Origin of the sequence: Staphylococcus sp. IVB6181 (assembly GCF_025561445.1) — a bacterium.
In the GTDB taxonomy this organism is placed as follows: domain Bacteria; phylum Bacillota; class Bacilli; order Staphylococcales; family Staphylococcaceae; genus Staphylococcus; species Staphylococcus simulans_B.
Genome location: NZ_CP095096.1, coordinates 1,902,856 through 1,929,228, shown reverse-complemented (window position 1 = coordinate 1,929,228; position 26,373 = coordinate 1,902,856). Strand labels below are relative to the sequence as shown.

The 26,373-nt window shown below is 36.0% G+C and carries 27 protein-coding genes, 1 tRNA gene and 3 pseudogenes; 22 read left to right on the top strand and 9 right to left on the bottom strand.

The window, feature by feature from the left end:
• Nucleotides 1–41 precede the first annotated feature (41 nt).
• The 6 genes from sdhA to MUA90_RS09345 all read left to right on the top strand — a co-directional run bounded on the left by sdhA (nucleotide 42) and on the right by MUA90_RS09345 (nucleotide 5,245).
• On the top strand, nucleotides 42–1,835 hold the full coding sequence (gene sdhA / locus MUA90_RS09370) for a succinate dehydrogenase flavoprotein subunit (RefSeq protein WP_262586516.1): 1,794 nt from the start codon (nucleotides 42–44) through the stop codon (nucleotides 1,833–1,835).
• Nucleotides 1,835–2,644 (top strand): succinate dehydrogenase iron-sulfur subunit, encoded by an 810-nt coding sequence (gene sdhB / locus MUA90_RS09365; protein WP_105993852.1) that lies wholly within the window; start codon nucleotides 1,835–1,837, stop codon nucleotides 2,642–2,644. The genes sdhA and sdhB overlap by 1 nt, the downstream gene beginning before the upstream one ends.
• Nucleotides 2,645–2,715: 71 nt before the next feature.
• Entirely contained in the window at nucleotides 2,716–3,234 is a 519-nt protein-coding gene (locus MUA90_RS09360; RefSeq protein WP_262586514.1) for a GNAT family N-acetyltransferase, read from the top strand.
• Nucleotides 3,235–3,326: 92 nt separating this feature from the next.
• Nucleotides 3,327–4,127 (top strand): glutamate racemase, encoded by an 801-nt coding sequence (racE, locus tag MUA90_RS09355; RefSeq protein WP_262586512.1) that lies wholly within the window; start codon nucleotides 3,327–3,329, stop codon nucleotides 4,125–4,127.
• Nucleotides 4,128–4,142: 15 nt separating this feature from the next.
• A complete protein-coding gene (locus MUA90_RS09350; protein WP_262586510.1) occupies nucleotides 4,143–4,730 on the top strand; it encodes an XTP/dITP diphosphatase in 588 nt (195 codons plus the stop codon).
• Complete coding sequence (locus MUA90_RS09345; RefSeq protein ID WP_262586508.1) at nucleotides 4,727–5,245, top strand: metallophosphoesterase; 519 nt, start codon at nucleotides 4,727–4,729, stop codon at nucleotides 5,243–5,245. The genes MUA90_RS09350 and MUA90_RS09345 overlap by 4 nt, the downstream gene beginning before the upstream one ends.
• Before the next feature lie 144 nt (nucleotides 5,246–5,389).
• Here MUA90_RS09345 and MUA90_RS09340 read toward each other — a convergent pair whose 3' ends face one another.
• Nucleotides 5,390–5,680 carry a VOC family protein gene (locus MUA90_RS09340; RefSeq protein ID WP_398577344.1) on the bottom strand — a complete coding sequence of 97 codons (291 nt, stop codon included), beginning with the start codon at nucleotides 5,678–5,680 and terminating at the stop codon, nucleotides 5,390–5,392.
• Nucleotides 5,681–5,805: 125 nt separating this feature from the next.
• Here MUA90_RS09340 and MUA90_RS09335 point away from each other — a divergent pair.
• Nucleotides 5,806–6,254 (top strand): annotated as a pseudogene (locus MUA90_RS09335) (VOC family protein).
• Nucleotides 6,255–6,301: 47 nt separating this feature from the next.
• Here MUA90_RS09335 and MUA90_RS09330 read toward each other — a convergent pair.
• Entirely contained in the window at nucleotides 6,302–6,973 is a 672-nt protein-coding gene (locus MUA90_RS09330) for a 3'-5' exonuclease (protein WP_262586506.1), read from the bottom strand.
• Between the two features lie 51 nt (nucleotides 6,974–7,024).
• Complete coding sequence (locus MUA90_RS09325; RefSeq protein WP_262586504.1) at nucleotides 7,025–7,531, bottom strand: hypothetical protein; 507 nt, start codon at nucleotides 7,529–7,531, stop codon at nucleotides 7,025–7,027.
• Between the two features lie 1,713 nt (nucleotides 7,532–9,244).
• On the opposite strand from MUA90_RS09325, the gene MUA90_RS09320 reads away from it, so the two are divergent.
• From MUA90_RS09320 to MUA90_RS09310, 3 genes are read left to right on the top strand one after another with little or no spacing between them, the layout of a single operon-like run.
• Nucleotides 9,245–9,688: a hypothetical protein gene (locus tag MUA90_RS09320; protein ID WP_262586503.1), complete on the top strand. Its 444-nt coding sequence runs from the start codon at nucleotides 9,245–9,247 to the stop codon at nucleotides 9,686–9,688.
• Nucleotides 9,678–9,956: a hypothetical protein gene (locus MUA90_RS09315; RefSeq protein ID WP_262586502.1), complete on the top strand. Its 279-nt coding sequence runs from the start codon at nucleotides 9,678–9,680 to the stop codon at nucleotides 9,954–9,956. Before MUA90_RS09320 ends, MUA90_RS09315 begins: the two co-directional genes overlap by 11 nt.
• 36 nt (nucleotides 9,957–9,992) lie before the next feature.
• Nucleotides 9,993–10,487 carry a hypothetical protein gene (locus tag MUA90_RS09310; protein WP_262586500.1) on the top strand — a complete coding sequence of 165 codons (495 nt, stop codon included), beginning with the start codon at nucleotides 9,993–9,995 and terminating at the stop codon, nucleotides 10,485–10,487.
• A gap of 562 nt (nucleotides 10,488–11,049) precedes the next feature.
• On the opposite strand, the gene MUA90_RS09305 is transcribed toward MUA90_RS09310, so the two are convergent.
• A tRNA-Arg gene (locus tag MUA90_RS09305) sits at nucleotides 11,050–11,123 on the bottom strand.
• 314 nt (nucleotides 11,124–11,437) lie between these two features.
• Here MUA90_RS09305 and MUA90_RS09300 point away from each other — a divergent pair.
• Nucleotides 11,438–11,572 (top strand): beta-class phenol-soluble modulin, encoded by a 135-nt coding sequence (locus MUA90_RS09300; protein WP_105993862.1) that lies wholly within the window; start codon nucleotides 11,438–11,440, stop codon nucleotides 11,570–11,572.
• A gap of 76 nt (nucleotides 11,573–11,648) precedes the next feature.
• Here the strand turns inward: MUA90_RS09300 and MUA90_RS09295 are convergent, their stop codons facing one another.
• From MUA90_RS09295 to MUA90_RS09280, 4 genes are all read right to left on the bottom strand, one after another.
• A complete protein-coding gene (locus MUA90_RS09295) occupies nucleotides 11,649–12,593 on the bottom strand; it encodes a hypothetical protein (RefSeq protein ID WP_262586497.1) in 945 nt (314 codons plus the stop codon).
• Nucleotides 12,594–12,735: 142 nt separating this feature from the next.
• Nucleotides 12,736–12,915: a hypothetical protein gene (locus MUA90_RS09290; protein WP_114603591.1), complete on the bottom strand. Its 180-nt coding sequence runs from the start codon at nucleotides 12,913–12,915 to the stop codon at nucleotides 12,736–12,738.
• A 131-nt stretch (nucleotides 12,916–13,046) separates the two neighbouring features.
• A complete protein-coding gene (locus MUA90_RS09285) occupies nucleotides 13,047–13,283 on the bottom strand; it encodes a hypothetical protein (RefSeq protein WP_262586493.1) in 237 nt (78 codons plus the stop codon).
• A gap of 255 nt (nucleotides 13,284–13,538) precedes the next feature.
• A complete protein-coding gene (locus MUA90_RS09280) occupies nucleotides 13,539–13,940 on the bottom strand; it encodes a hypothetical protein (RefSeq protein WP_262586491.1) in 402 nt (133 codons plus the stop codon).
• A gap of 187 nt (nucleotides 13,941–14,127) precedes the next feature.
• On the opposite strand from MUA90_RS09280, the pseudogene MUA90_RS09275 reads away from it, so the two are divergent.
• From MUA90_RS09275 to MUA90_RS09260, 3 genes and pseudogenes are all read left to right on the top strand, one after another.
• Nucleotides 14,128–14,325 (top strand): annotated as a pseudogene (locus MUA90_RS09275) (noncanonical pyrimidine nucleotidase, YjjG family); the annotation flags it as partial.
• Between the two features lie 38 nt (nucleotides 14,326–14,363).
• Nucleotides 14,364–15,930: pseudogene (locus tag MUA90_RS14090) on the top strand (IS3 family transposase).
• 225 nt (nucleotides 15,931–16,155) lie between these two features.
• Entirely contained in the window at nucleotides 16,156–16,647 is a 492-nt protein-coding gene (locus tag MUA90_RS09260; RefSeq protein ID WP_262586486.1) for an HAD-IA family hydrolase, read from the top strand.
• A 74-nt stretch (nucleotides 16,648–16,721) separates the two neighbouring features.
• On the opposite strand, the gene MUA90_RS09255 is transcribed toward MUA90_RS09260, so the two are convergent.
• A complete protein-coding gene (locus tag MUA90_RS09255; RefSeq protein ID WP_105993867.1) occupies nucleotides 16,722–17,168 on the bottom strand; it encodes an N-acetyltransferase in 447 nt (148 codons plus the stop codon).
• Between the two features lie 147 nt (nucleotides 17,169–17,315).
• Between MUA90_RS09255 and bshC the strand changes: the two genes are divergently transcribed.
• The 8 genes from bshC to MUA90_RS09215 all read left to right on the top strand — a co-directional run bounded on the left by bshC (nucleotide 17,316) and on the right by MUA90_RS09215 (nucleotide 26,352).
• Nucleotides 17,316–18,929 carry a bacillithiol biosynthesis cysteine-adding enzyme BshC gene (gene bshC / locus MUA90_RS09250; protein WP_262586484.1) on the top strand — a complete coding sequence of 538 codons (1,614 nt, stop codon included), beginning with the start codon at nucleotides 17,316–17,318 and terminating at the stop codon, nucleotides 18,927–18,929.
• A gap of 142 nt (nucleotides 18,930–19,071) precedes the next feature.
• Nucleotides 19,072–19,503, top strand: a complete 432-nt coding sequence (mraZ, locus tag MUA90_RS09245) for a division/cell wall cluster transcriptional repressor MraZ (protein WP_114603588.1) — start codon at nucleotides 19,072–19,074, stop codon at nucleotides 19,501–19,503.
• A gap of 14 nt (nucleotides 19,504–19,517) precedes the next feature.
• Nucleotides 19,518–20,453: a 16S rRNA (cytosine(1402)-N(4))-methyltransferase RsmH gene (rsmH, locus tag MUA90_RS09240; protein WP_114603587.1), complete on the top strand. Its 936-nt coding sequence runs from the start codon at nucleotides 19,518–19,520 to the stop codon at nucleotides 20,451–20,453.
• Nucleotides 20,454–20,473: 20 nt separating this feature from the next.
• Complete coding sequence (ftsL, locus tag MUA90_RS09235; protein WP_105993871.1) at nucleotides 20,474–20,872, top strand: cell division protein FtsL; 399 nt, start codon at nucleotides 20,474–20,476, stop codon at nucleotides 20,870–20,872.
• On the top strand, nucleotides 20,853–23,006 hold the full coding sequence (locus MUA90_RS09230) for a penicillin-binding protein (protein ID WP_262586481.1): 2,154 nt from the start codon (nucleotides 20,853–20,855) through the stop codon (nucleotides 23,004–23,006). The genes ftsL and MUA90_RS09230 overlap by 20 nt, the downstream gene beginning before the upstream one ends.
• Before the next feature lie 82 nt (nucleotides 23,007–23,088).
• On the top strand, nucleotides 23,089–24,054 hold the full coding sequence (gene mraY / locus MUA90_RS09225) for a phospho-N-acetylmuramoyl-pentapeptide-transferase (RefSeq protein WP_262586479.1): 966 nt from the start codon (nucleotides 23,089–23,091) through the stop codon (nucleotides 24,052–24,054).
• 3 nt (nucleotides 24,055–24,057) lie between these two features.
• Nucleotides 24,058–25,407 (top strand): UDP-N-acetylmuramoyl-L-alanine--D-glutamate ligase, encoded by a 1,350-nt coding sequence (gene murD / locus MUA90_RS09220; RefSeq protein WP_262586477.1) that lies wholly within the window; start codon nucleotides 24,058–24,060, stop codon nucleotides 25,405–25,407.
• 15 nt (nucleotides 25,408–25,422) lie between these two features.
• Nucleotides 25,423–26,352, top strand: coding sequence for a cell division protein FtsQ/DivIB (locus tag MUA90_RS09215; RefSeq protein WP_262586475.1), 930 nt, complete (start codon nucleotides 25,423–25,425; stop codon nucleotides 26,350–26,352).
• The last annotated feature ends 21 nt before the right edge of the window (nucleotides 26,353–26,373 follow it).

Below are 26,373 nucleotides of genomic sequence, written 5' to 3'. Positions count from 1 at the left end.
CAGCGTAAATAAAGGTTATATTTTCAGGGAGTGACATTTATATGGCGGAGAAAAAAGTTATTGTTGTCGGTGGAGGACTAGCCGGTCTGATGACAACAATTAAAATAGCAGAACAAGGTGTACATGTTGATTTATTCTCAGTAGTACCCGTAAAACGTTCGCACTCTGTGTGTGCGCAAGGGGGTATTAACGGAGCGGTTAATACAAAAGGTGAAGGCGACTCAACTTGGATTCACTTTGACGATACAGTATACGGTGGGGACTTCTTAGCCAACCAACCACCTGTTAAAGCAATGGCTGAAGCAGCACCGAAAATCATTCACTTGCTTGACCGTATGGGTGTAATGTTCAACAGAACACCTGAAGGTTTGCTTGACTTCCGTCGTTTCGGCGGTACGTTGTACCACAGAACAGCGTTCGCAGGTGCAACAACTGGTCAGCAATTACTTTATGCATTAGATGAGCAAGTGCGTAAGTTCGAAGTAGACGGACTTGTGACAAAATATGAAGGTTGGGAATTCTTAGGTGTTGTTAAAGACGAAGATAACTCAGCGCGCGGTATTGTAGCACAAAACTTAGTAGATGCTAAGATTGATGCATTCCGTTCTGACGCAGTTGTTATGGCAACTGGCGGTCCTGGTATTATCTTCGGTAAAACAACGAACTCAATGATCAACACAGGTTCAGCAGCATCTATCGTTTACCAACAAGGTGCGGTATATGCGAATGGTGAATTTATCCAAATCCACCCTACAGCGATTCCTGGTGACGACAAATTACGTTTAATGAGTGAATCAGCACGTGGTGAAGGCGGCCGTATTTGGACATACAAAGACGGTAAACCTTGGTATTTCTTAGAAGAAAAATACCCAGACTACGGTAACTTAGTACCGCGTGATATCGCAACGCGTGAAATCTTTGATGTGTGTGTGAACCAAAAATTAGGTATCAACGGTGAAAACATGGTATACCTTGACTTATCACACAAAGATCCGCATGAATTAGACGTTAAACTTGGCGGTATCATTGAAATCTATGAAAAATTCACAGGCGATGACCCTCGTAAAGTTCCAATGAAGATCTTCCCTGCAGTCCACTATTCAATGGGCGGAATTTACGTAGACTATGATCAAATGACAACAATCAAAGGTTTATTCGCAGCAGGTGAATGTGACTTCTCACAACACGGCGGTAACCGTTTAGGTGCCAACTCATTGTTATCTGCGATTTACGGCGGTACAGTAGCTGGACCGAACGCTGTGAAATACATTGATAATATCGAAAAATCATACACTGAATTAGACGATAGCTTATATCAAGACCTTATCGATAAAGAACAAAAACGTTTCGATGATTTATTGACTATGAAAGGTACAGAAAATGCCTTCAAACTTCACCGCGAATTAGGTGAAGTCATGACGAAAAACGTAACAGTTGTTCGCGACAATAAAAAATTACTTGAAACAGATGAAAAAATCCTTGAGTTAATGCGACGTTACCAAGACATTGACATGGAAGATACACAAACTTGGAGTAACCAAGCTGTATTCTTCACACGCCAATTATGGAATATGCTGGTGTTAGCACGTGTTATCACTATCGGTGCTTATAACCGTAACGAATCACGCGGTGCGCACTACAAACCTGAATTCCCTGACCGTAACGACGATGAGTGGTTGAAAACAACTAAAGCGTTTTACGAAGGTATCGACAATCCGCCAAGATTCGAATACGAAGATGTGGATATCAGCTTGATTCCACCGCGTAAACGTGACTACTCAAGCAAATCTAAGTCTAGTAAAGATACTAGCAAGGAAGAAGGGAGCAAATCATAATGGCAGAAGAAGTTAAAGATGAAGCGGTTCAACAACCGACTCAAAACAGTTCTAAAACCGTAACTTTGATCATTAAACGACAAGACAATGCGGACTCACAGCCATATGAAGAGAAATTCGAAGTTCCTTATCGTGAGAATTTAAACGTTATTGCATGTTTGATGGAAATCAGACGTAATCCATATAACACTAAAGGGGAAAAAGTAGCACCTGTAACTTGGGACATGAACTGTCTTGAAGAAGTGTGCGGTGCTTGTTCAATGGTTATCAACGGTCATGCGCGTCAAGCATGTTCAGCAATTGTAGACCAATTAGAACAACCGATTCGTTTAGAACCAATGAGCACTTTCCCAATCGTACGTGACTTGCAAGTTGACCGTTCTCGTATGTTCGACAACTTGAAACGTATGAAAGCATGGGTACCGATCGATGGTACGTATGACTTAGGTCCTGGACCGCGTATGCCTGAGAAAAAACGTCAAACAGCATACGAATTATCTAAATGTATGACTTGCGGTGTATGTTTAGAAGTTTGTCCTAACGTGACAAGCAAAAATGACTTCGTAGGTGCACAAGCGATTTCACAAGTTCGCTTATTCAACTTGCATCCAACAGGTTCAATGACTAAAGACGAACGCTTAGACGCTTTAATGGGCGGCGGCGGACTGCAAGAATGCGGTAACTCTCAAAACTGTGTGAATGCTTGTCCTAAAGGTATTCCTTTAACAACATCAATCGCAGCGTTAAACAGAGAAACTTCATTCTACATGTTCAAATCATTCTTTGGTTCAGACCACCAAGTACATTAATTTGAATATTAATTTTGGAGACAGGAGAGATGCCTGTCTCCTTTTTCTATTTATGAAAGGAAGTTCATGATATGTTAATCAGACCAGAACAACCAGGTGACTATAGATGTGTCGAGCAAGTGGTCGAAAGTGCTTTTCGCAATGCAGAGAAGAGTGATCAAACAGAACATCTATTAGTTCGTAATTTGAGACAAACCAATGCTTATTTGCCTTCATTGTCATTGATTGCACAAAATGATCAAGGCGACATCATCGGACATGTGATGTTATCAACAATAACTATAGGAGAAGGAGAACCATCACTAGCACTGGCGCTTATCAGTATCTTGTCGGATTATCAAGGAAAAGGGATAGGAACACAGCTGATGCAAGAGAGTATTGCGAAAGCTGAAGCAGAAGGGTATCGTTCTATTATTGTGCTGGGAGCGCCTGAATTTTATTTGCGATATGGTTTTGAAAAAGCAATTGAATGGCAAATTACAGCGCCATTTGAAGGTGCAGAACCCTACTTGTTAGCACTAGAATTAGTTGAAGGAGCATTAGATGATGTGCGCGGCGAAGTGCATTATTCAAAAGCATTCAACCTATAAATTACAATTGTATAGTTAACCATTCATGCATTGGAATTCCTGATTATGCTAAAATATAGTTTAAGAATGTTTTTCGTAAGGATGAAGAAGACATGAATCAACCAATTGGTGTAATTGACTCAGGAGTCGGCGGCCTCACTGTAGCAAAAGAAATTATTAGACAGCTGCCAAACGAAACAATTTATTACTTAGGCGACAGTGCCAGATGTCCTTATGGACCAAGAGACGGCGAGCAAGTGTGCGAATTCACAGTACAGCTTGCACAAAAGCTGATGGAATACGATATTAAGATGCTGGTGATTGCGTGTAATACAGCAACAGCTGTGGCATTAGACATATTAAAGGCGATGTTGCCGATACCGGTTATCGGTGTTATTGAACCAGGTTCTCGTACTGCCATCATGACGACACAAAATAATAAAGTCATGGTATTAGGTACAGAAGGTACAATTAAATCTGAAGCGTATACGAAACATATACAAGCGATTAACCCTAATGTTGATGTGACAGGTGTTGCGTGTCCGGATTTTGTTCCTTTGGTGGAACAAATGCGTTATCACGATCCAGTAGCAACAAATATCGTGATTCATCAAACTTTAAAGGCATATAGAAATAATGAAGCCGATACGGTTATTTTAGGGTGTACGCACTATCCGTTATTATTCCAGCCGATATTTGATTATTTCGGCGGTAATAAAACTGTGATATCATCAGGTTTAGAAACTGCGCGTGAAGTGAGTGCTTTATTAACATTCAGTCATGAACATGCGCATTATACGCCGCATCCAAAGCATCGCTTCTTTGCGACAGGCGATGCACAGCATATTCAATATATTATTGGACAATGGCTGAAAATCGACGACGTAGAAGTAACGCAAGTGAAAGTGGATTAATATGAGGTGAAAGACATGGAAGATTTAGTAATCGCAACAAACAACAAAGGCAAAATCAATGACTTTAAAGTCATATTTCCTGAATACAATGTAATTGGTATCAGTGAATTAATTGAAGGCTTTGATGTCGAGGAAACAGGAACAACATTTGAAGAAAATGCTAAATTAAAATCTGAAGCAGCCGCAAAAGCATTAGGCAAACGCGTCATCGCAGATGACAGCGGATTAACAGTAGATGCATTAAACGGTGAACCAGGTATTTATTCTGCACGCTATGCGGGTACTGATAAAGACGATGAAGCAAATATAGAAAAATTATTAGAGAAATTAAAAGGCAATGATCGCCATCGTACTGCAGAGTTTGTGTGCGTAATCAGTATGAGTGCACCAGGAGAAGAAACAGTCACATTCAAAGGTACTGTCAGCGGTGTAATTACGATGGAAAAATTAGGAGAGCATGGATTCGGTTATGATCCGATTTTCTATGTGCCGCGCATGCATAAAACAATGGCACAATTGACTGATACAGAAAAAGGCGAAATCAGCCATAGACGCCAAGCTATTGATAAATTAAAAAATTACTTAAAGGGTGAACACATTTGAGACGTTGGATTATTGTAAGCGACAATCATTCAGAATCTGGTATTTTGTTTGAAATCTTTAATCATTACGACCAAGTTGATGTTGCATTGCATTTAGGGGATTCAGAATTCCAATATGATGATACTGAATTAAGTTTGTATCGCAGAGTAAAAGGCAATTGCGACTTTTATCCGGAATTTCCTAATGAAGAAATAGTGACAGATGAAGGTGTACGTGCTTTCTATACACATGGTCACATTTATGCGGTGAATACGACACGCCAAAAGCTGGCTGAACAAGCGAAAGCACATGAATGCCGATTGGCATTTTATGGCCATACGCATATAGCACGTTATGAAGAAATTGCGGGAGTACATGTCATTAACCCTGGCAGTATTTCACAATCAAGAAGTGCGACAGAAGAAACTTATGCGGAATTATTAATAGAAGATGATCACCAGCATGCGACATTAAACTTCAGAAACAGAAATCATGAAGTGATTGAAACAGTTGAATTTACAGTAGGTCCTAAGTAAAAAAATAAGTTCATGACAAAAGCCGATGGCAGAAAACAACTTCTGTTCATCGGCTTTCTCTTTATACTTGTTTCACTGCGAAATAATTATTTTCTTCATCAGCAAAATTGAAAACTCTGCCTTGCGGCATTTCAACTAATTCACCTACAGTGATCCTTTGTCTTTGAATGTTTGATATAAATCATCAATTGCGTCTGTCGCAAACATCAATGACGGTGTTTCTGTACTGATACCTAAATCTAAATCTTGAATCTTTTGTTTGTTGTGGAGGACTATTCCAGTTTGCGCATCATTCGAAGGTCGTAATACGATGGTCCGCATGCCATGATCTTCTGTATCTGATGTCACGACAAAATCTAACTTCTCTGTCCAAAATGCTTTAGCAGTTTCTTGATCATTTACATATAACATGACTTCATCTAGTCTTTGAATCATTTTTCCACCTCTATCGAAATAATTAATAAAACTCTTATCATAATGCCCGCTTAAAAGTTGTTTAAAACCTCAAATAAAAGGTATGATTAAAAAGCAGTACTCCAAACATGAAAAGGGGAATTATAATGACTCAATTATATCCATATTTAGCATTTGAAAATACGAAAGAAGCTTTAAAATATTATGAAGAAGTATTCGGCGCAGCGGATATTAACCGCCTGCCGGTAGATCCGTCTCAAGCAGAAGGTTTCGGTGTAAGCAAAGAAGAAGCACCAGATAAAACAATGCATTCAGAATTCACAATCGCAGGCGTTACGTTATTCGCATCAGATGCATTCGGCAAAGATGTTAAAATCAACGAAGGTATTTCATTATTAATCGACTACGATATCAATGATGAAGCAGATTCAAAACGTGTCGAAGATTTATACAATAAAGTAAAAGACAACGACACAGTTGATGTGGATATGCCTTTAGAAGAACAATTCTGGGGCGGTAAAATGGTTCATTTACTGACAAATATAATGTACGCTGGATGTTACATGGACAAGACCATTCTAAACAACAAGGCTAATGCATAAAGTAATGCACAGGAAAACTTAATTCCTGTGTATTTTTTTACTATTCAACTTTATCAGCCATTTTGTTTAACAATAAGGCAAGGTAACCTGTGGCTCTGGCATCATTCAGTGCATCGTGTGAATCTGTGTCGCCTAAGTTGAATTGATGTTTAAGTGTTTCTAGTTTATGATTAGGTGTGGTTTTTATCTGCTTTCTAGACAACGGTAGCGTGTCTAATACACGCAATCTAGGTTTTTCTATATCGAAGTCATCCGCATAGCGTAATATAAATTTCATCGCAAAAGGGGCAGAATGCGAAACAATGAGTTTATCACCGATAAATTGATAAATCGTTTCTATATCATCTTTTTGAATGAAGTCCTTATCTTCAAGAAACTCATTCGAAATCCCTGTGATATCTTTAATTTTCTTAGTGAGTAAACGAGTAGGTCTGAAGTATTTTACGAATTGATCAACGGGCTGTCCATCTTTAAATAACACTAAAGCAATTTGGAACATATCATGAAAGTCAGGGCTTAAACCTGTCGTTTCAATATCTACTGCCACAAACATATCTTCAAGTTCAGTCGTTTTCTCATATTCGACAGCAGGGCGTTTACGTTGTTGAAGTTCAGCTTCCAACTCTTTAATATACTTTTCTTTTAAACGCAGTTTCATTACTAGCAATTCATTTTCTTTCTTCAGTTTTTCTAATAATTCTTCTGGGTTCACAAATTCACCTCCGAATTAAACGCAATTGATTTTTGAAGGACATTTTTATTACTATTTCTCAGCGATGATTTTAAGTAATTGAATGATTTCATCATTTTGTTTAATAATCTTATCGTTTTGAGCCACTTGAATGAAATTTTGTTTTTGCTGGCTCATGTAGTAATTATATTGTGCTTGCTTTTCCATATTGAATGTAAATTGACCGATCGCATGATAAAAGTTATCGAAATTCGCAAATATTTGTTGGTGCTTGAAGGCTTCCATTGTCGTCTGGCTTGGATTATAGATACCTTGTGTTTTAAAGAATTTCTCCAACTTCTCATTTTGTATTTGTTCTGGAGATTTAGGTTCTCCTGTAGTGCCTTTCTCGTTAAACAGCTGTTCTAAATCTGAAATCAGCAGTTGAGGATTATCTTTGTATTTTTCCTTGTATAGATTAATGAAATAACGCTTCTCCTCAACATCTAATTCATTCCATTGTCGTTTTTGTCTTTTATCCAACACTGTTAATATACTGCCTTCTGTAAAGCTTTCTTTAAATCCTAAAGGTTTCCCCATTATCAACAACTCCTTAACAGTCGCTTTTGATATTTTAATTTTGTTTATATACATTATAGTGTAAGTTTGAACAGATTACATGATAGGAGGATATTAGCAATTTGATGAGAGAACGTGTGATATAAACACTGGGTTTTGATTTTTTGAAAAAATATAATTTATTTAGCGATCTAGCTAAAGCTCTACGCGGGTTACTTTTTTATCCCGTTAATATTAGTGAGAGAAAAACTGGAAACGAAGACAAATTATTAAGTGAAGAAATAGAAAAAATGAAGAGTTAGAACAGATAAGAGTTGCATTAAAAAGAATCTAATTATTTGAGGTCGAAAGAACTTGAATATAATGAAATTAGTACAATTCATGAAAAATTGTCAAAAAAAATAGTTGGTAAGTAGAAAGCACAGACAAATAAAATGGAAAAGTAGAGATACAATAGATTCTAAGACATTGTTTAAGGTATTAAAGAATTATATAACAATATGACGTTTGAAAAAGTAGTTGTTATTAAAGATGTAAATTGAAAGTGTAGGTACAGAAAAAAGTGTTCATTATTTACGACTTGCTGGCGCATAATTGGACACATGAAAAATTATGTGAAATGTTTATGGTGATAAATGGGGTGTATAACGTATTTTCATTGGATTAATTGAATGGTTGGCTTTTTAAATACATAAACCCCTATCTAAAAAATAATTTGTTTTAGCTTTTAATTATGCAAACCCTAACTTATTAAAGAAAATATTTTCCAGATAGAGATTTATAATTTTACATTTATCACTTATAACCCTTGTTTTGAGCCGAAGCCAAAATAATCAATAGAGCTATTACTCCAAAGATAACCATGATTATTAAAAAGGGTATGTTAACTAGTTTGAAGGTTACCACCATTAGAATAATAGAGCAAATTGATTGAATTATTGCATTTAAATTATAAGTTTTGAAGAATAACCAAATACTAATACCAAAAGTAAGGAACATGAATAAGTAGGTTACTAATATTACAAGTATAATATCTCTAACTGCAGAAATATAACCATTATCTAAGAAGTAACCGAAATTTATGTCTGTATTGAAGCGGTCAGAAAAGTCACTTACTTTTAGAGTGAGGTATATAACAAAAATCAAAGAAATGACTAATGTTATATAATTTAGTAAATTTTTTGTTTTATCTTCTATATACACTTATTTAGCACTCCCTTCTTCTACCAATTCTTATTGAAAAGTACCATATAATTTTTGCATATGCAACAATTAAACGATATAAATAAAAATTAAAAACAGTGTTATTTTGTAGTAATCAGTATATTATATACTTTTCAATCTATGGAAACACTAGTGTAGCATAGAGTATTATATATCATAGCTTTATGTGATGTTTTCGAGGTTTACTATATCAATATGGAATAGGTAAATATAAGCTGTTGAAAAGCGTATAAACTTTTTTCTTTTCAAATATATAATTTTGATTAATACCAAAAAGATAGTGAAGTAGAAAAGGAAATTTAAAAGATAAAACTCCTGTAGAAAAAAGAAATCTTGTTTAGAAAAATTAATTTAACCATAAAAGTTCAACTATTTAGGTTCACCACATTGCAAGAGAGTGATTTTATTTCATGTTCGTATTAAGTTCGGTCTATCTTTTTGAGGTGTGGGAGATTAATATTATTATAAAACCAGTGGTTTATGATTAAAATAGTTATTGTGGGTATGATTATGTTTGAAAATCAAAGTGAATTTCCAGATGAAAACTTGTTTACGTGTCCACCTTTAGAAGCAAATGATGCTGAAAATTTAACAATGTATAAGTTTAATGATAGAGATACAGCACCTTCTAAGTATTTAGAACCAATGATTAATAAAGGAAAAAAAGATCCTGATAATGATGATCAAAGGTGTAGAATGTTTGGTCATTCAGTATATTTAGATTACAAATTCATTGCTGATATGATTGGTGTAAAAAGTAAAATATCTAAAGGAACGCCTGAAAAATGGAGATATGTTTTCGAATTTCAAGGTAGTTCTTCCAGTAAGATTTTGAGTACACCATCCAACAGATATAAAAATCACCATACATACTGGCATTTTGGTAATGATAATATTCAATATAAATATGTTTGTGCAGTAGATGAGATTAGGAGGGAAAATAATGGAGATTGAAAAAATTGAAATCCTTCATATTTTTGATGAACTTTTCTATCCGATTTTCTTTTCCTATAAAGCCGCTATTAGTAAAAAAGAGAAGGTAGTTGTATCTGTATTTGCACATTATGATGAAAATACTGAAACTGATTTTTTTCTCAATGTTATTGTAAATCAAAACACATACAAGTTATTGATAAATGGTGAAATAGAAATTCGCGAAGTTTTTGCGAACAATGTTAGAAAATCATTTATTACAGAAGGATCGCCATATGATTTCAAATAAATAACTACCGTTAAACTCGATGTAGAATATGAAAAAATGTTGCCTGATCATAATTTATATTTAACTGTAGAAAATGATGAGTTTTCTATAATTGATTATGGGGACATTAAAAATGAACTGAAAACAGGAAGAGAAAAGGTTGAGCAGTTTCTAAATGACAAACCTGGTATAAAAAAGCAAATTCAAAATTATACTGAAAAACATGAAGAAGGAATGCTGATTGCTTTTAATAATGAAACCAATAAGTATACAATTGAAAGCATTGGAAAACTTATGGAAAAAGCGGGGCATATTTTTAATGAAATAACTAAACAAAAGTTCAGTTTAAGTGTTAATTATCCATTTCAAAGTAGTTTTGGAATCTCATTAAATATTGATAAAGATAACCGAATTGGAGAAAATGATGAAGTTATCAATAGATTTATGGATATACTAAAGTTTGTGACAAATTCGAAGGATGTTCCTCAAAACTTTCTTAATCTCTATGGAAAGAAAGAAAAAAAGAATTGCTGTCATTATTGGAAATACTAGAGCTTAATAGTATTGAAATGAGCACAGTGTATTACAATTTTAGACAAAATGATGAAATTATAGAGGTTAGTCAAATTACTTCTGATAGTGCTCAAAAGTTTTTGAGTATAAATAGGAAAGATGAAGTCTCCGAATCTAAAATAACTCTCGAAAATGTTAATATATATATAATTGATACCAAAAAATAATTCGTTTGGTCTAACGGATAACAATACAAATAAGATATATAAAGGGAATATTGATAATACATTAAAACAAAATGCAAATAGAATTTATAAAGTTCCTTCTAATGCTAGCGCTATTCTAATAATCAGAGAGACTACGCAAAGGTTTTTAGATGAACAAAAGATTGAATATATATTAAAGGGTTTAATAAATCACGAGTAATTTTTGTTTATTAAAGGCTCGCCTATTTAAGCAGGCGGGCTTTTTGGTGCAGTTTTGGTGCAGTAAAAATATTTTACAATTGAAAACGAATGACAGCCAAAGACAACCAAAGACAACAATACCCCGTTAAATCAACGTTTAGGTTAACGGAGACTAACGGGGTATAAGCAATTTACGTCCTGGGAGGGATTCGAACCCCCGACCGATGGCTTAGAAGGCCATTGCTCTATCCAGCTGAGCTACCAGGACATGATTTTTTAACACAAGAATAATTATATCTAATTAATGTATTTAAATCAATACCATTCTTTATAAATTTCGATAAGATTTTTCACTTTAGTAGATGAATTGCACTTATCATGGCAATTATATCATATTTTAGAGGTTGGGGGACAGTTTGGAATGCCTAACTGTAATTGTTTTGATAGAAATCCACGAGGATGAATCAAAGATGGCGAGTTGAGGAATTTTGTCCAATTCAATTAAGAATCATTGTATAGTGTATGTATCGAAGGTTAGTACATACATTAACCTTAACTATTCTACTTATAGGGGTGACAATCATGGAAGGTTTATTCAAAGCTATTCAAGGTACAATCGACGCTGCTCAAAGCGGTGACAACTTAAACTTAGGATCAAACATCGTTGACATCATCACTAACGGTGCAAGCATCGTAAGCAAATTATTCGGATTCTAATTGATAATGAATAGTTCACAATATTATTAAAGGCGAGTGAACATTTTTTGTTCCTCGCCTTTTTCTCTTTTTCAGGTTATTGCGGTTCCAATTGTGTTGTACCTTTGCCATAGATTGTGATAATGTCGTTCTTTTTGATATCTATTGCAGTTTGAGGTTTTGGTTTGACTGATTTACTGGATTTCATTTTTCTATTAGTCAGAATTTCATTAGTTTTAAGTCTGTAGTTATCATTATAAAGTGTAAGGTTATTGGTTGAATCTTTGCTTGTTTGTTTTGCGATATAGCGACCTGGTTTGATGTCGGCATCTACAATATATAATCCCTGTTTTAAAGTTGTTGTAGTTTTAACAGGTATGGGTTCAAGTGATACTTGATCTGTTCTTTTTATAATAAGCTTTTGATCTTTTGCTAGATGCAGGTTGATAGAGTTGTTATTGGATTTTTGATAACCATCCAACATCGAAGAGAGATTAGACCTGCCGTTTTCATTTTCCAGCATGATTGTTCCTATTTCTTTTTCTTTAATTGATATTTTGTAATAGCCAGGTTGAATATCTTTTCCAACTGTATAGATGCCGGAACCTTTCGTTGTTTTGTGTCCTTTATCAGCAGTCGGATTATAACCTACAGGATAGTGTCTGCCTTTGGAGATATAATTTCCACTATTTTTTTGTTGAGTATTAGAGTCGTTTTTTGGTGGAGCAGGCGGTGTGTCTGAATCATTTTTCGTCGTTTTTGGTGTTGTATCTTTTCCGTCAAAGAAGTTGTTTAAAGTTTCTTTGACGGAAATAGAAGGCTTGAAACTCCCTATACGTTTCCAGTCTGTTTTGATGGAATTGTCTGTGAAAATGCCGAAGAAACATATAAGACCTAACAAGAAAGAAAATGTTGCTATAGACAATCTTAATTTAAAGCGTGTTTGATTACCAAGAGCACTTAAAGTTAAAAAGGTGAAAATGATAAATAGCAAAGAAAATAAAATCCATAACAATAAGAATTTCATAGGGGATAACATCATAGATCTCGCTCCTTTTTTGTTTGTTTATGAAGCAAATTTAAAATTAAGTGTAGTTAAACATATTATATGAAAGATGACAAAAAGGAGCAATTAAATATAAAAAAGACGCACCTGCTAGGGTACGTCTGACAATCATCAAAGCTTATTGTACGTTCAATTTGCGGTAATATTTACTTTCTGAGAATGGTGTGTTGTTTCTGATGCGTTGTAATAGAATTTCTTCTTTTTCATAATTACTTAATGTACTTAAGTAAGGTTTCGGCGGTTTTTCACCGAACTTTTCAATATATTGTTGATATGCGCGCTCTAAACGTGGGTTCATATGTTTCAACTCCCTTATTTATAATACATCTCTTATTACTATTAATACCCTTTATTGAATAGTTAATACAAAAGATAATTAAATACATACGATATTAATTATACGCCAGTGATAAACAATAGACAAACAACTTATTGACGTGTTAACTTAACAGTTGCTTCCCCTTTAATGTAAACCATATCTCCATTGCCTAATGTAACTGATTTAGTGAAATCTTGTTCTAAAAGTTCATTATACTTAAGTTCAAAGCGTCGCTTCTTTTGCATTTGTACGATGAAGTTTCCACTTTTTTCTGATGCGATCTGATAACGCTCAGGTTTTACATCCGTACCGACAATATAAGTACCTGCGGTTAGTGTATTGCGCATGATGTGCTTTTCTGGAGCGATGGAATATGTCGTTTTATACTTTTTCTTTGCAGAATTAAGTTTAAGTGTATGTCCTTTAACTAAGTATGTGGTTAATGATTTAGGTGTTTCAGATTTAGTTAAATGTGCAAATTCAGCAACTTCGCCAAATGGGTTAAAGATCTCGATGGTACCATAAGGTGGGTCGCCTTCGACTGAAATACGATAATAGCCCGGTTTAATATCTTTGCCGACCGTTAGTTTTTCAGCGTCGCTTCATTTAGATTTGCCTGAAGCGGTAGTGGGTTTGAATTTCAAAGGAAAGTAGGCGTACACGCTTTCGTATCCTTTAGCTTCAATTTCATCGTGTGTGAATTCTCTTTTTGAATCCAGTACTACAGTTGAATCAGATGATGGTTTTGATTTGTCTTTGTTGTTGAGGAAGGGCAGTTTGTCTTTAATTGATAGATTGTTCTTAGTGTTTTGATAGAGTGACTGATCAGTGAAGATTCCAACGAAACTCACTAGCCCTAGAATTAACGCAGTGAGTGCAACTGTCAGTTTGAATTTGTATTTGTTTTGATTTCCCAGTGCATTCAAAGTCAAGAATAAAAAGATGATAAAGATAAGTGTGAAAAGCAGCCATAGGGCTAAAAAAGCAGAAGCGTGCAAGGTCATATTTGTATCCCCCAATCCCTAATAATAGGTTGTTTATCTTTGTTTATTATTTTGATTATATATGACAAATTATAGTTTCGCAATTTATTGTTAGATGCATTCATGGTGTGGTTAAGAATATAAAATCGGGATGCTATTGCAAGTTGTTAAAAATTCAACTACCATGAGGAATAATGGGGGTGAAGTTGTGAAGTATGAAACGATATTATTAGATTTTGATGATACAATCGTGGATTTTCATGATGCTGAAGATCGTGCGTTTGAATACCTTGCGCAGCAATATAAGTTAGATCCGACGCCGAAAAATCTGTCGTTATTCAAAGAAGTGAATCAAGCACATTGGGAAGCATTTCAAGAAAATAAGCTGACGAAAGAAGAAGTGATATGCTCCCCCTATAGTAGACACTAAAAAAACAAAACTATATGGGGAGCATTCTTATGTCTAAATATCTCGAAAGTGACATTAAATTATTTCTCTTAACATTTAGTTTAATAGATGAAGGTTATAGTTGTAATGAAGCTATAGAAAAGAGTGGTATAGAATTAAATCGTAAACAGGTGATGTTTAAATATCACCAATATAAAGTACATGGCGTTGAGGTACTATTACCAAAGAAAAGCAATAATACTTATAGTAAAGCATTTAAAGAAACAATTGTTCAGGAATACTTAACTGAAGGTGTTTCTGCTGTTGATTTAGCAATAAAATATAATATTCCAGCATATTCTACTGTTAGGGATTGGATAAAACGATATACTTTAGGAAAAGAGAATGTTTCATATTCTCCATTACTAGGGGTGTATTCAATGAAAGCGAGAAAAACAACGTTCGAAGAACGTGTAGAAATAGTAGAAGCATGTATTGAGTCAGAAAAAGATTATAAGAAAACAGCTTTAAAATATAATGTTAATTATGGCCAAGTATATAGTTGGGTTAAAAAATATGAACAATTTGGAAGTGCCGGTCTTGTAGACGGAAGAGGTAAAGGTAAGCCAACTCAGACAATGACTGATGAAGAACAAGCATTAGCTAAAACAAAAGCTCTTGAAGAAAGAATCAAATACTTAGAAATGGAAAACAAGATTTTAAAAAAGTTGAAGGAGAAAGAAAGAGAGCTGATCAATCGCCGTTTAGACAAATAGTTGAGTACCTTGTAATAGAGACTTAAAAAATGAATATCCAATAACTCTGTTATGTAAGGTGGTTGGAATTTCTAGAGCCAGTTATTATAAGTGGAGAAAGAGAAGAGAATTTAAAACACAGCGTGAAATTGAAGATGAAATATTAATGAAAGAAATCTTGTGGATTTTCAATAAATACAACGGTATATATGGTTATCGTCGTATTCGTATATATATCTGTTTAAGACTGGATAAAAAAGTAAGTCGTAAACGAGTATATCGTTTAATGAAAAAATTAGGTCTAAAATCTTGCATACGTGCTGCAAGAAAAAGATATAGACCCTCAACACCTACTATTACTGCAGAGAATTTATTAGATAGAGAATTTAGTGAAACGGAAGCTAACAAAAAATGGGTAACAGATGTGACAGAACTTATTTTAGAAAATGGAAGGAAATTTTATTTAAGCGCTATCAGAGATCTCGGAACAGGTAAAATTGTAAGCTATGATATAAGTTATTCAAATAACAATCAGCTGGTTTTTAATACTTTCAATAAAGCGTTAAAGAAAGTGAAAAATATAAGCGGCTTAATACTACATAGCGACAGAGGTTTTCAATATACAAGCAAACATTTTAAATTCTTGCTCGATGAGCAAGGTGTTATTCAAAGCATGTCACGAGTCGGACGATGCATAGATAATAGTCCAATGGAATCATTTTGGGGAATAATGAAATCAGAAATTTATCGCGGTAATAGACATTATAAATTCAAGGATATAAAAACTGCACGCTCGCAGTTTAAAGAATACATTGATTTTTACAACAATGAGAGAATTACTTTGGAAATGGAAAGATTAATTGCTTAACTTCTAACTAATGTCTACCCTAAATAATCTGGTAAAAGAAGTAGTGTGCGTAGCGCACCACTTTTTTTACCAGATCAAGCAAACGATAGTGCGCTAGGAGAATAAAAAAACTGTACAAACGAGATTTATCAACTCATTTGTACAGTAACTTAAAATTTGTTTATCAGATTCCCAATAAATTATTTTTTGTTTTTTTCCTGTCTACTTGACAGGGAGCAGTTCAAAGTGCTGACGGAGCGTTTTATTAATTACTTTAAGCGTTTTGGGATGGAAGTGAATGGGCATGAAGCGGATGTCACATTCAGAGATGGATTAGCGACAGCACCGGTTAAATATTTTCCGCAAACGATTGAAGCAATTGAATATATGTCGCAGCATGCAAAGGTTTATATTGTGAAAAATGGTGTGGAGGATACACAGTTGCGTCGTTTAACGCAAACACCGCTTGAAAATATCATGCATGATATCTTTATTTCAGAAGTGACAGGTTTCCAAAAACCGATGCCTGAATTCTTTGATTATGTCTTTGACCGTATTGATACACAGCGTGAAAGCGCATTGATTATCGGTGATTCTTTAACATCAGATATCAAAGGCGGTATTAATGCAGGCATTGATACATGCTGGTTTAACTATAGAAACAAAGCGAATGCGTCAAATATTCAACCGGATTATGAAATTAAGAATCTGAGTGAGATTAAATCTATTATCCAATAAAAATACGGTCTTGCATTGTGATATGCGAGACCGTATTCATATATTAAGCTGATATTTGATTACAACTTTAAGTATTAATGTCCTGGTGCCCAAATTAAAACATCATAACCCTCAGGATTTTTGGCTTCTGTATCTTTGAAACCATGTCTGATGAAGAAGTCTTTTGACTTGTTTCTAGCAATTGCTTTAATCGGCAAGTGCTTTTCTTTAGCGAAATCAACAAGTTCTGTACCTAATCCTCTTGATTGGAAAGAAGGCAGTACTTCAAGTTTCCACAATACTAAGTAATTGTCGTACTCTGGGAAGTAATGTTCTTCAACTTGGCCATTTTCGTATAATGCCATTCTTGCTGCGATTTTTTCCCCTACAAAAATGCCGTAGAATGGTGATTCAGAACTTGCGTCAATCATTTCGCCGGCAAATTCATCAATTAAGGCGAGGTTAGGATTGCTTGTTTCTCTAAAGTCCGCAAATAACTCATCTGTCTTATAGTTAATATCTAAATGTTTAACGTTGCTCATTTCTGTCTCCCCCCTTGCTTCGTTATAGCCATTATATAATAAATAACGCTTACACGCATTGAATACGATAAGCCGTTAAATTGTGTTATATATAGATAAACATTATACTTATGGTTGAGAAAACTCAGTAGTTAAGGAGAAAAGTGTATGGATTGTTTAACCGCAAAAATCAATGAGAATGATCAGTTTCTGACAAAATTAAAAGAAAGTGATGCATTGTTAAACTCATTTTGCCAATATGATGCGATGTCTCCTGAAAGTTTTAAAACAGTTTTAAACAAGCCGAATAACGGCAGAGAGCAGGAGTTAGCTTCAATTATTGCACAGTACATGTCAGATTTAGATTTATCTGATCAACAAAGAGATAATATTGATAAATTGAATCAAGGAGCTAAAGTAGTCATCGGCGGGCAGCAAGCTGGCTTGTTCGGGGGACCGCTGTATACTTTTCATAAAATATTATCGATTGTTAATTTAAGCCGTGAATTGCAAGAAGACTATCACAAAGAAGTTGTGCCTGTATTTTGGATTGCGGGAGAGGACCATGACTTCGATGAAGTGAATCATACGTATGTCTTTAATGAACAAAAAGCATTATTGCACAAAGTAAAATATCATACAATGACACCGCCTGAAAGCAATGTGTCGCGTTATGTACCTGATAAGGAAGCGTTACTGCATGCATTGGATCAATTTATGGTACAGCTGCCTGAAACTAAACATACGCAGCCGCTGCATCAAATGATGCGTGAGATAATCACAAATTATGAAACATGGTCAGATATGTTTAAAGCCTTATGTCACGAAGTTTTCAAAGACTATGGCTTGCTGCTGATAGATGCACAATATCAGAAACTCAGAGAATTAGAACAGCCGATCTTGAGAGAGATGATTGAAAAGCACAAACAAGTAGACCAAGCGTTTCGTTCGCAGCAAGCACGTTCAGTTGGTGCAGGTATGGATGCAATGATTCAAACAGATACAAATGTACATTTGTTTTTACATGAAGATGACATGCGTCAATTATTAACGTTTGAAGAAGGCTACTATTACACAAGCAAATCACAGACGGCTTATACCAAAGAGGACTTATTGGAGATTTTAGAACAAAGTCCTGAAAGATTCTCCAATAACGTAGTCACACGACCTATCATGGAAGAATGGCTGTTTAATACAGTCAGCTTTGTCGGCGGACCAAGCGAAATTAAATACTGGGCCGAATTAAAAACAGCATTTGAAGTTTTAGGTGTTGATATGCCGATTGTATTGCCGAGAACGAAGATGACTTATCTGACACAGCGTGTTGAAAAATTATTAGCACGTTATGACATCACAGCAGAAGAAGTGATTCAGCACGGCATCGAAGATGAAAAGAATAAGTTTATCAGAGCGCATGCTTCTGAAACTTTCTTAAATCAATTAGAGGCGTTAAAAGAAAATCAGCAAAAAGTGTATGTACAGCTTTTAGCTGAAGTAGAGGGTAACGAGGATAATAAAAATTTAGTGAATAAGAATAATCAAATTCATCAATCGCAATATGATTACTTGCGAAAACGCTATTTCGTGAATATCGAAAGAGAAAATGCAATCAGCATGAAACATTTCAGAGAAATCAATGACTCTCTCCACCCAATGGGAGGACTTCAAGAAAGAGTGTGGAATGCACTGCAATTTATGAATGAATTTGGGACAGATATGTTCAGTCCCTCCACCTATCCACCACTTCGTTACACTTTAGATCAAATTATCATAAAACCTTAATATACCAATAGTTTGCCCGTGCTCGCGGTGAGGAGCACGGGTCTTTTTTATGCCAAAAGTGAATTTTTTTCGATATGTTTACATAAATGGTGGAGGATAGTGGGGAGTTGTGGTAAATTATAAATAAGGTGAGGTGAGATAAATGTTCATGGGTGAGTACGAACACCAGTTAGACGCAAAAGGCCGCATGATTGTACCATCTAAATTCAGATATGAATTAAATGAACGTTTTATCATTACCAGAGGCCTTGATAAATGTTTGTTCGGATACACTATGGAAGAATGGCAGAATATCGAGGAGAAAATGAAGTCATTACCGATGACAAAACGTGACGCACGTAAGTTTATGCGTATGTTCTTCTCAGGTGCTGTTGAAGTGGAACTCGACAAACAAGGGCGTATCAATATCCCTAAAAATTTAAGGGAGTACGCTAACTTAAGTAAGGAATGTACAGTGATCGGTGTTTCAAGCCGTATCGAAATTTGGGACAGAGCAACATGGAATGCGTTCTATGATGAATCTGAAGACAGTTTCGAAGATATCGCTGAAGATTTGATAGATTTTGATTTTTAAATGGAGGAATGAAAGTGTTTCATCACGTTAGTGTCATGTTAAAAGAAACCATTGATGAATTAAATATAAAAGAAGATGGTGTATATGTTGACTGCACACTTGGTGGAGCAGGCCATGCCCTTTATTTATTGAATCAACTTAACGACAATGGACATTTGATTGCGATTGACCAAGATATGACAGCCATAGAAAATGCTAAAGAGGTCTTAAAGGACCATTTAGATCGTGTCACATTTGTGCATAGCAATTTCAGAGAAATCAATCAAATCCTTGATGATTTGAACATTGACAAAGTTGACGGCATTTATTATGACTTAGGGGTTTCCAGCCCGCAGTTAGATGTGCCTGAACGAGGATTCAGTTATCACCAAGATGCAAGACTGGATATGCGTATGGATCAAACACAGCCTTTATCAGCGTATGAAGTTGTAAATGAGTGGCCATATGAAAGTTTAGTCAGAATCTTTTATCGCTATGGTGAAGAGAAATTCTCTAAACAGATTGCAAGAAGAATTGAAAAAACGAGAGAACATGAACCCATTGAGACAACCTTACAATTGGTAGACGTGATTAAAGAAGGGATTCCCGCTAAAGCAAGACGCAAAGGCGGCCACCCTGCAAAACGTGTCTTCCAAGCTATCAGAATAGCAGTCAACGATGAATTGAAAGCATTTGAAGATTCATTAGAACAAGCTATCGATAGAGTAAAGGTTAACGGACGTATTTCTGTGATTACTTTCCATTCACTAGAAGATCGTTTATGCAAACAAATCTTCCAAGAATATGAGAAAGGTCCGGAAGTGCCGAGAGGCTTACCGATTATTCCAGAGGAATATACACCGAAATTAAAACGCGTGAACCGCAAACCGATTACCGCAACAGATGATGATTTAGCAGAAAATAATCGTGCCCGCAGTGCTAAATTGCGTGTAGCAGAGATTTTAAAATGATAGGAGAGTGACGAGCTGCTATGGCTGTTGAAAAGATCTACGAACCATATAACGAGCAATATGAACCAGCAAGACAAGTACCGCAAACCGAACCATCGCCAACCAGAAAAGTAAAACGAAAAGTAGTTGTTCAACTAACTAAATTTGAGAAGGTATTATACATAACTTTAGTCGCTGTCATCGCAATGGTAAGTATTTATATACTTTCTTTGAAAATGGATGCTTATGACACTAAAGGAAAAATTGCAGATTTAGATTACAAAATCGAACAACAATCAAGTCAAAATAGTGCATTAAAGTCAGAAATCAAAAAGAACTCTTCTTATGAACGCATTTACGACAAAGCTCAAAAACAAGGCATGAGCTTAAAGAACGATAATGTAAAGGTAGTGCGTAATAATGCCGAAGCGAAAAATTAAAATTAAAAAAAATAAAATAGGGGCAGTCCTCCTCGTCAGTTTGTTCGGACTGCTCTTTTTTCTATTGGTTTTAAGGTATGCCTTTGTCATGCTGACAGGGCATTCATCTGGGCAAGATTTAATTAATAAAGCCAATGAAAAGTATTTAGTAGAAAGTCAAGAACAACCGGAACGCGGTAAGATTTATGACCGCCACGGCAAAGTCCTGGCTGAAGATGTTGAACGCTTCAAGCTGACAGCAGTCATCGATAAAAAAGCGGATGAAGGCTCTGAGAAACCGCGACATGTCGTGGATAAAAAAGAAGCAGCTAAAAAGCTTTCAACTGTAATAGATATGGAATCGAAAGAAATAGAGAAAATGTTGAATAACAAAAAAGCGTTCCAAGTAGAGTTCGGACGAAAAGGCAGTAATTTGACGTATCAGCAAAAAGATAAAATTGAGAAGATGAAGATACCTGGGGTTAAATTGTATCCTGAAACGGAACGTTTCTATCCGAACGGTAATTTTGCCTCACACTTAATCGGTATGGCGCAAAAGAATCCGGATAACGGCGAGTTGAAAGGTGCGATGGGTGTTGAAAAAATCTTCGACAGTTATTTAGCTGGTAAACATGGTTCTTTAAAATATATTCATGATATTTGGGGTTATATTGCACCGAATTCTAAACGAGAAGTGGCACCGCAGCGCGGTGAAGATGTGCATTTAACAATTGATTCAAATATCCAAGTGTTTGTGGAAGAAGCGTTGAATCAGCTCGATGATCACTTCGCACCGAAAGATGCATTCGTGGTCGTTATGGATGCTCATACTGGCGAAATCTTGGCGTTCAGCCAACGTCCGACGTTCAACCCTGAAACAGGGAAAGACTTCGGTAAAAATTGGGCGAATGATTTATATCAAAACACGTATGAGCCTGGTTCTACATTTAAGACATACGGTTTAGCAGCAGCCATTCAAGAAGGCAAATTCGATCCTAAGAAAGAATATAAATCAGGACATCGTACGATTATGGGTTCTGAAATCTCTGACTGGAACCGTACTGGTTGGGGTAAAATTCCAATGAGTCTTGGTTTCACTTATTCATCCAACACATTGATGATGCACCTTCAAGATTTAGTCGGTGCTGATAAGATGAAATCTTGGTATGAAAAATTCGGTTTCGGTAAGAAAACAGGCGGTTTATTCGATGGCGAAGCACCTGGCGGTATCGCTTGGGATAATGAACTGCAACAAAAAACATCAGCATTCGGACAATCAACAACTGTCACTCCGGTTCAAATGCTGCAAGCGCAAAGTGCAATGTTCAATAAAGGGAACATGATTAAACCTTGGTATGTCAGCAGTATCAATAATCCAGTCAAAGATAAAGAATTATATAAAGGTAAAAGAGAAATTGTCGGTAAACCGATTACCGAAGCAACTTCTAAGAAAGTGATGAAAGAATTAGACTTAGTTGTTAACAGCGAGAAAAGCCATGCGCAGAACTTCAGAGTCAAAGGCTACCGTATCGGCGGTAAAACCGGTACAGCACAAGTTGCCGATCCGGAAAACGGCGGTTACGTAGAAGGACCTTATCCATACTTCACAAGCTTTATCGGCCATGCACCGAGCAAAGACCCTAAAGTTGTGGTTTATGCAGGTATGAGCTTGGCTCAGAAAAACAAAAAAGAAGCGTATGAAATGAGTGTCAGCAAAGCCTTTAATCCAATTATGGAAAATACATTGAAATACTTGAATGTAGGCAAATCAAGCGACTCATCATCTAAAGCATCCTTCAGCAAGGTGCCTGATGTTTCAGGACAATCTGTTGATAAAGCAAAAGATGCACTTAAAGCTCAGAATTTAAAACCGGTTGTCATCGGTCAAGGCGACAACGTGGCGCAGCAGCTGCCTGAAGGCAACGAAAAAACATTGCCTTACAGCAAAGTGTTCATCAAAACAGATGGCGACATGACTATGCCGGATATGAAAGACTGGGGCAAAGATGATGTATTAGCTTTTGAATCCTTAACTGGAATTAGTGTTAAAATGAAAGGTAATGGATTTGTATCTAAACAATCTATCAGTCCGAATACACCGCTTAAAGATCAAAAACAATTAGAAGTTGAATTGTCCGCACCTTCAGCAGAATAGACAGAAGAGGCAAGGGGTACCCTCGGTACCCAAGCCTCGCTTTACATAAGTGTTTAAAATTATATATAACAAGGAGATAACTATGGTTTATGTTTTAGCAATCGTTGGATTATTAATCACAGCAGTATTAGTGCCGATTTTGATTCCAACACTGAAGAGAATGAAGTTCGGCCAAAGTATTCGAGAAGAAGGGCCGAAAAGCCACATGAAAAAGACAGGCACACCGACAATGGGCGGCCTGACTTTCTTAATCAGTATTATTGTCACTACGATTATTGCGATCATCTTTTCAAATAACCCTAATCCATTCATCTTATTGTTATTTGTGACAGTAGGATTCGGATTAATCGGGTTCATTGATGATTATATTATTGTCGTTAAGAAGAATAACCAAGGATTGACAAGCAAACAAAAATTCTTAGCGCAAATTGCGATTGCGGTTATTTTCTTTATCTTAAGTGATACATTCAATATGATTCATTTTGCGACAGGCATCCATATTCCGTTTACGACAGTGCATATTCCATTGTCAGTCGCTTATGTCATCTTTATCGTATTCTGGCAAGTCGGTTTCTCTAACGCTGTGAACTTAACAGATGGTTTAGACGGATTGGCAACCGGCTTATCTATCATCGCATTTGCGATGTATGCGATTATGAGCTTTATGCTGGGCGACCATGCTGTGGGTACGTTTTGTATCATTATGGTCTTTGCGTTATTAGGTTTCTTATTCTATAACGTCAACCCGGCCAAAACATTCATGGGTGATACAGGCAGCTTGGCATTAGGCGGTATTATCGCAACAGTGTCGATTATGCTGAATGCGGAAATCTCATTACTGTTTATCGGTTTTGTGTTTGTTGCTGAAACATTATCTGTTATTTTGCAAGTAGCATCATTCAAATTAACCGGCAAACGTATCTTTAAAATGAGTCCGCTGCATCACCACTTTGAATTAAGCGGATGGAATGAATGGAAAGTTGTTACTGTATTTTGGACAGTAGGCCTCATTACAGGTTTGATAGGATTATGGATTGGAGTGCATTGATAAATGCTTAAATACAAAGGATTAGAAGGAAAAAATGTTTTAGTAGTTGGCTTAGCGAAAAGCGGTTATGAAGCAGCTAAATTATTAAATCATTTAGGTGCAGATGTTACTGTGAATGATGGCGGCGACCTTTCCAAAGATCCGCACGCAAATGATTTAGAGAAAATGGGATTAACAGTTATCGGCGGTCACCATCCGCTCTCATTGCTTGATAATCATCCTATTATCGTAAAGAACCCGGGGATTCCATATACTGTGCCTTTAATTGAAGAAGCAGAAAAACGCGGGTTAACGATTTTAACTGAAGTTGAATTAAGCTACTTAGTTTCAGAAGCACCGATTATTGCGGTGACTGGTACGAACGGTAAAACAACCACAACATCCTTGATTGGAAACATGTTTGACAACAGCAGAATCAAAGGGCTGTTATCAGGCAACATCGGTTATGTTGCCTCTAAAGTGGCACAAGAAGCACATCCTGATGATTACTTGATTACAGAGTTGTCATCTTTCCAATTATTAGGTATTGATACGTACCGTCCGCATATTGCGATTATTACTAATATCTATTCAGCCCACCTTGATTATCATGGTTCGCTGGAAGAATACCGCAATGCCAAACGCCGTATCTATAAAAATCAAACAGAAGATGATTATTTGATTTGCAACTACAGTCAGCGTCATTTGATTGAAACAGAAGATTTAAAAGCTAAAACCTATTACTTCTCAACCAATCAAGAAGTTGACGGTATTTACATCAAAGACGGCTATATCATGTTGAATGGTTTACGTCTCATTCATAAAGATGATATTGTGCTCCCTGGCGAGCATAACCTTGAAAATATCTTAGCTGCAGTTTTGGCAGCTGTACTTGCAGGTGTACCTGTAGATGCGATTAATCATACATTAACTACATTCTCTGGTATCAAACACCGTCTGCAATATATCGGTTCTAACAAAACGAACAAATATTACAACGACTCTAAAGCAACGAATACGTTAGCAACACAATTTGCCTTGAATTCATTTGATCAGCCGATTGTGTGGTTATGCGGCGGCTTAGACAGAGGCAACGGCTTCGATGAGCTGATTCCTTACATGAAGGATGTAAGAGTGATGCTGACATTCGGCGAAACACAAGATAAGTTAACGAAACTCGGCGAAAGCCAAGGCAAGTATGTGATTCGTGCGACCGATGTGAAAGATGCTGTTAACAAAGTACAAGAGGTCATCGAACCTAATGATGTGGTCTTGCTTTCACCGGCATGTGCCAGCTGGGATCAATACAAAACTTTTGAAGAACGCGGCGATGTCTTTATCGACAGCTTCCGTTCGCATCTGCCTTCGAAGTAGGGGTGTGATGTTTTAATGACGGATAAAGTTCGTAAAATCGATTCTGAGTACCTAAAGGAAAAGCTTCGAAAAAGAAGAGAAAGACAACGGCGTATCCAATTGTCGATCTTCGGTACGCTCATCGCACTGATTATTTTAATTGTGTTGTATATGTTTACGCCGATTAGTAATATAGACCGTGTAGATATTAAAGGTAATCATTATCTTTCTAATAAAGAGGTTAAGAATGCCTTGAATTTAAAGAAGGATACTAAAATCTACATGTTCGGCAAAGGCAAAGCTGTCGATAAGATGAAACAAAATCCTTTTGTAAAAGATGTTCAAATCAACAGAAAACTGCCGAACAACTTAGAAGTGCAAGTCAAAGAGTATCAGTTAGTCGGTTTGCTTGAAGAAAAAGGGAAGTTTCATCCCATCCTTTCAAATGATCATATTTTAAAAGATTATAAAGGAAAACTGCCGAATGATGCACCTGTGGTTTCAGGCTTTAATGCTTCTAACCGCGAGAAAATCATTCAAGCTTTATCAGAAATGCCGAAAAATATTCGTCAAGCAATCTCTGAAGTCGAATACGCAGATGATAAGGAAAGCCGCAATAAAGTCAGATTGTATATGAAAGATGATATTCAAGTCATCGGCAATATGAATACAATTGCGAATAAAATGAAGTATTATCCGGATATGGCAAGTGCGTTAGACAGAGATGCATCCGGAGAACTGAAAAAATCAGGTTACATTGATTTATCAGTCGGCGCATCATTTATTCCTTATCAAGATGGTTCATCAACGTCTTCTGACAGCAGTATGAAACTTAAAGAAGGCACAGCGATGGAGGATAAAGCGAAAGACGAATTACAAGCAACATTGAACAAAATTAATGATCAAACAAACGATGACAAGTCAAAGAATGATAAGTCAAAGAAAGAAAGTAGTACAAATAATTAAAAAAGTCTTGAATATCATGTG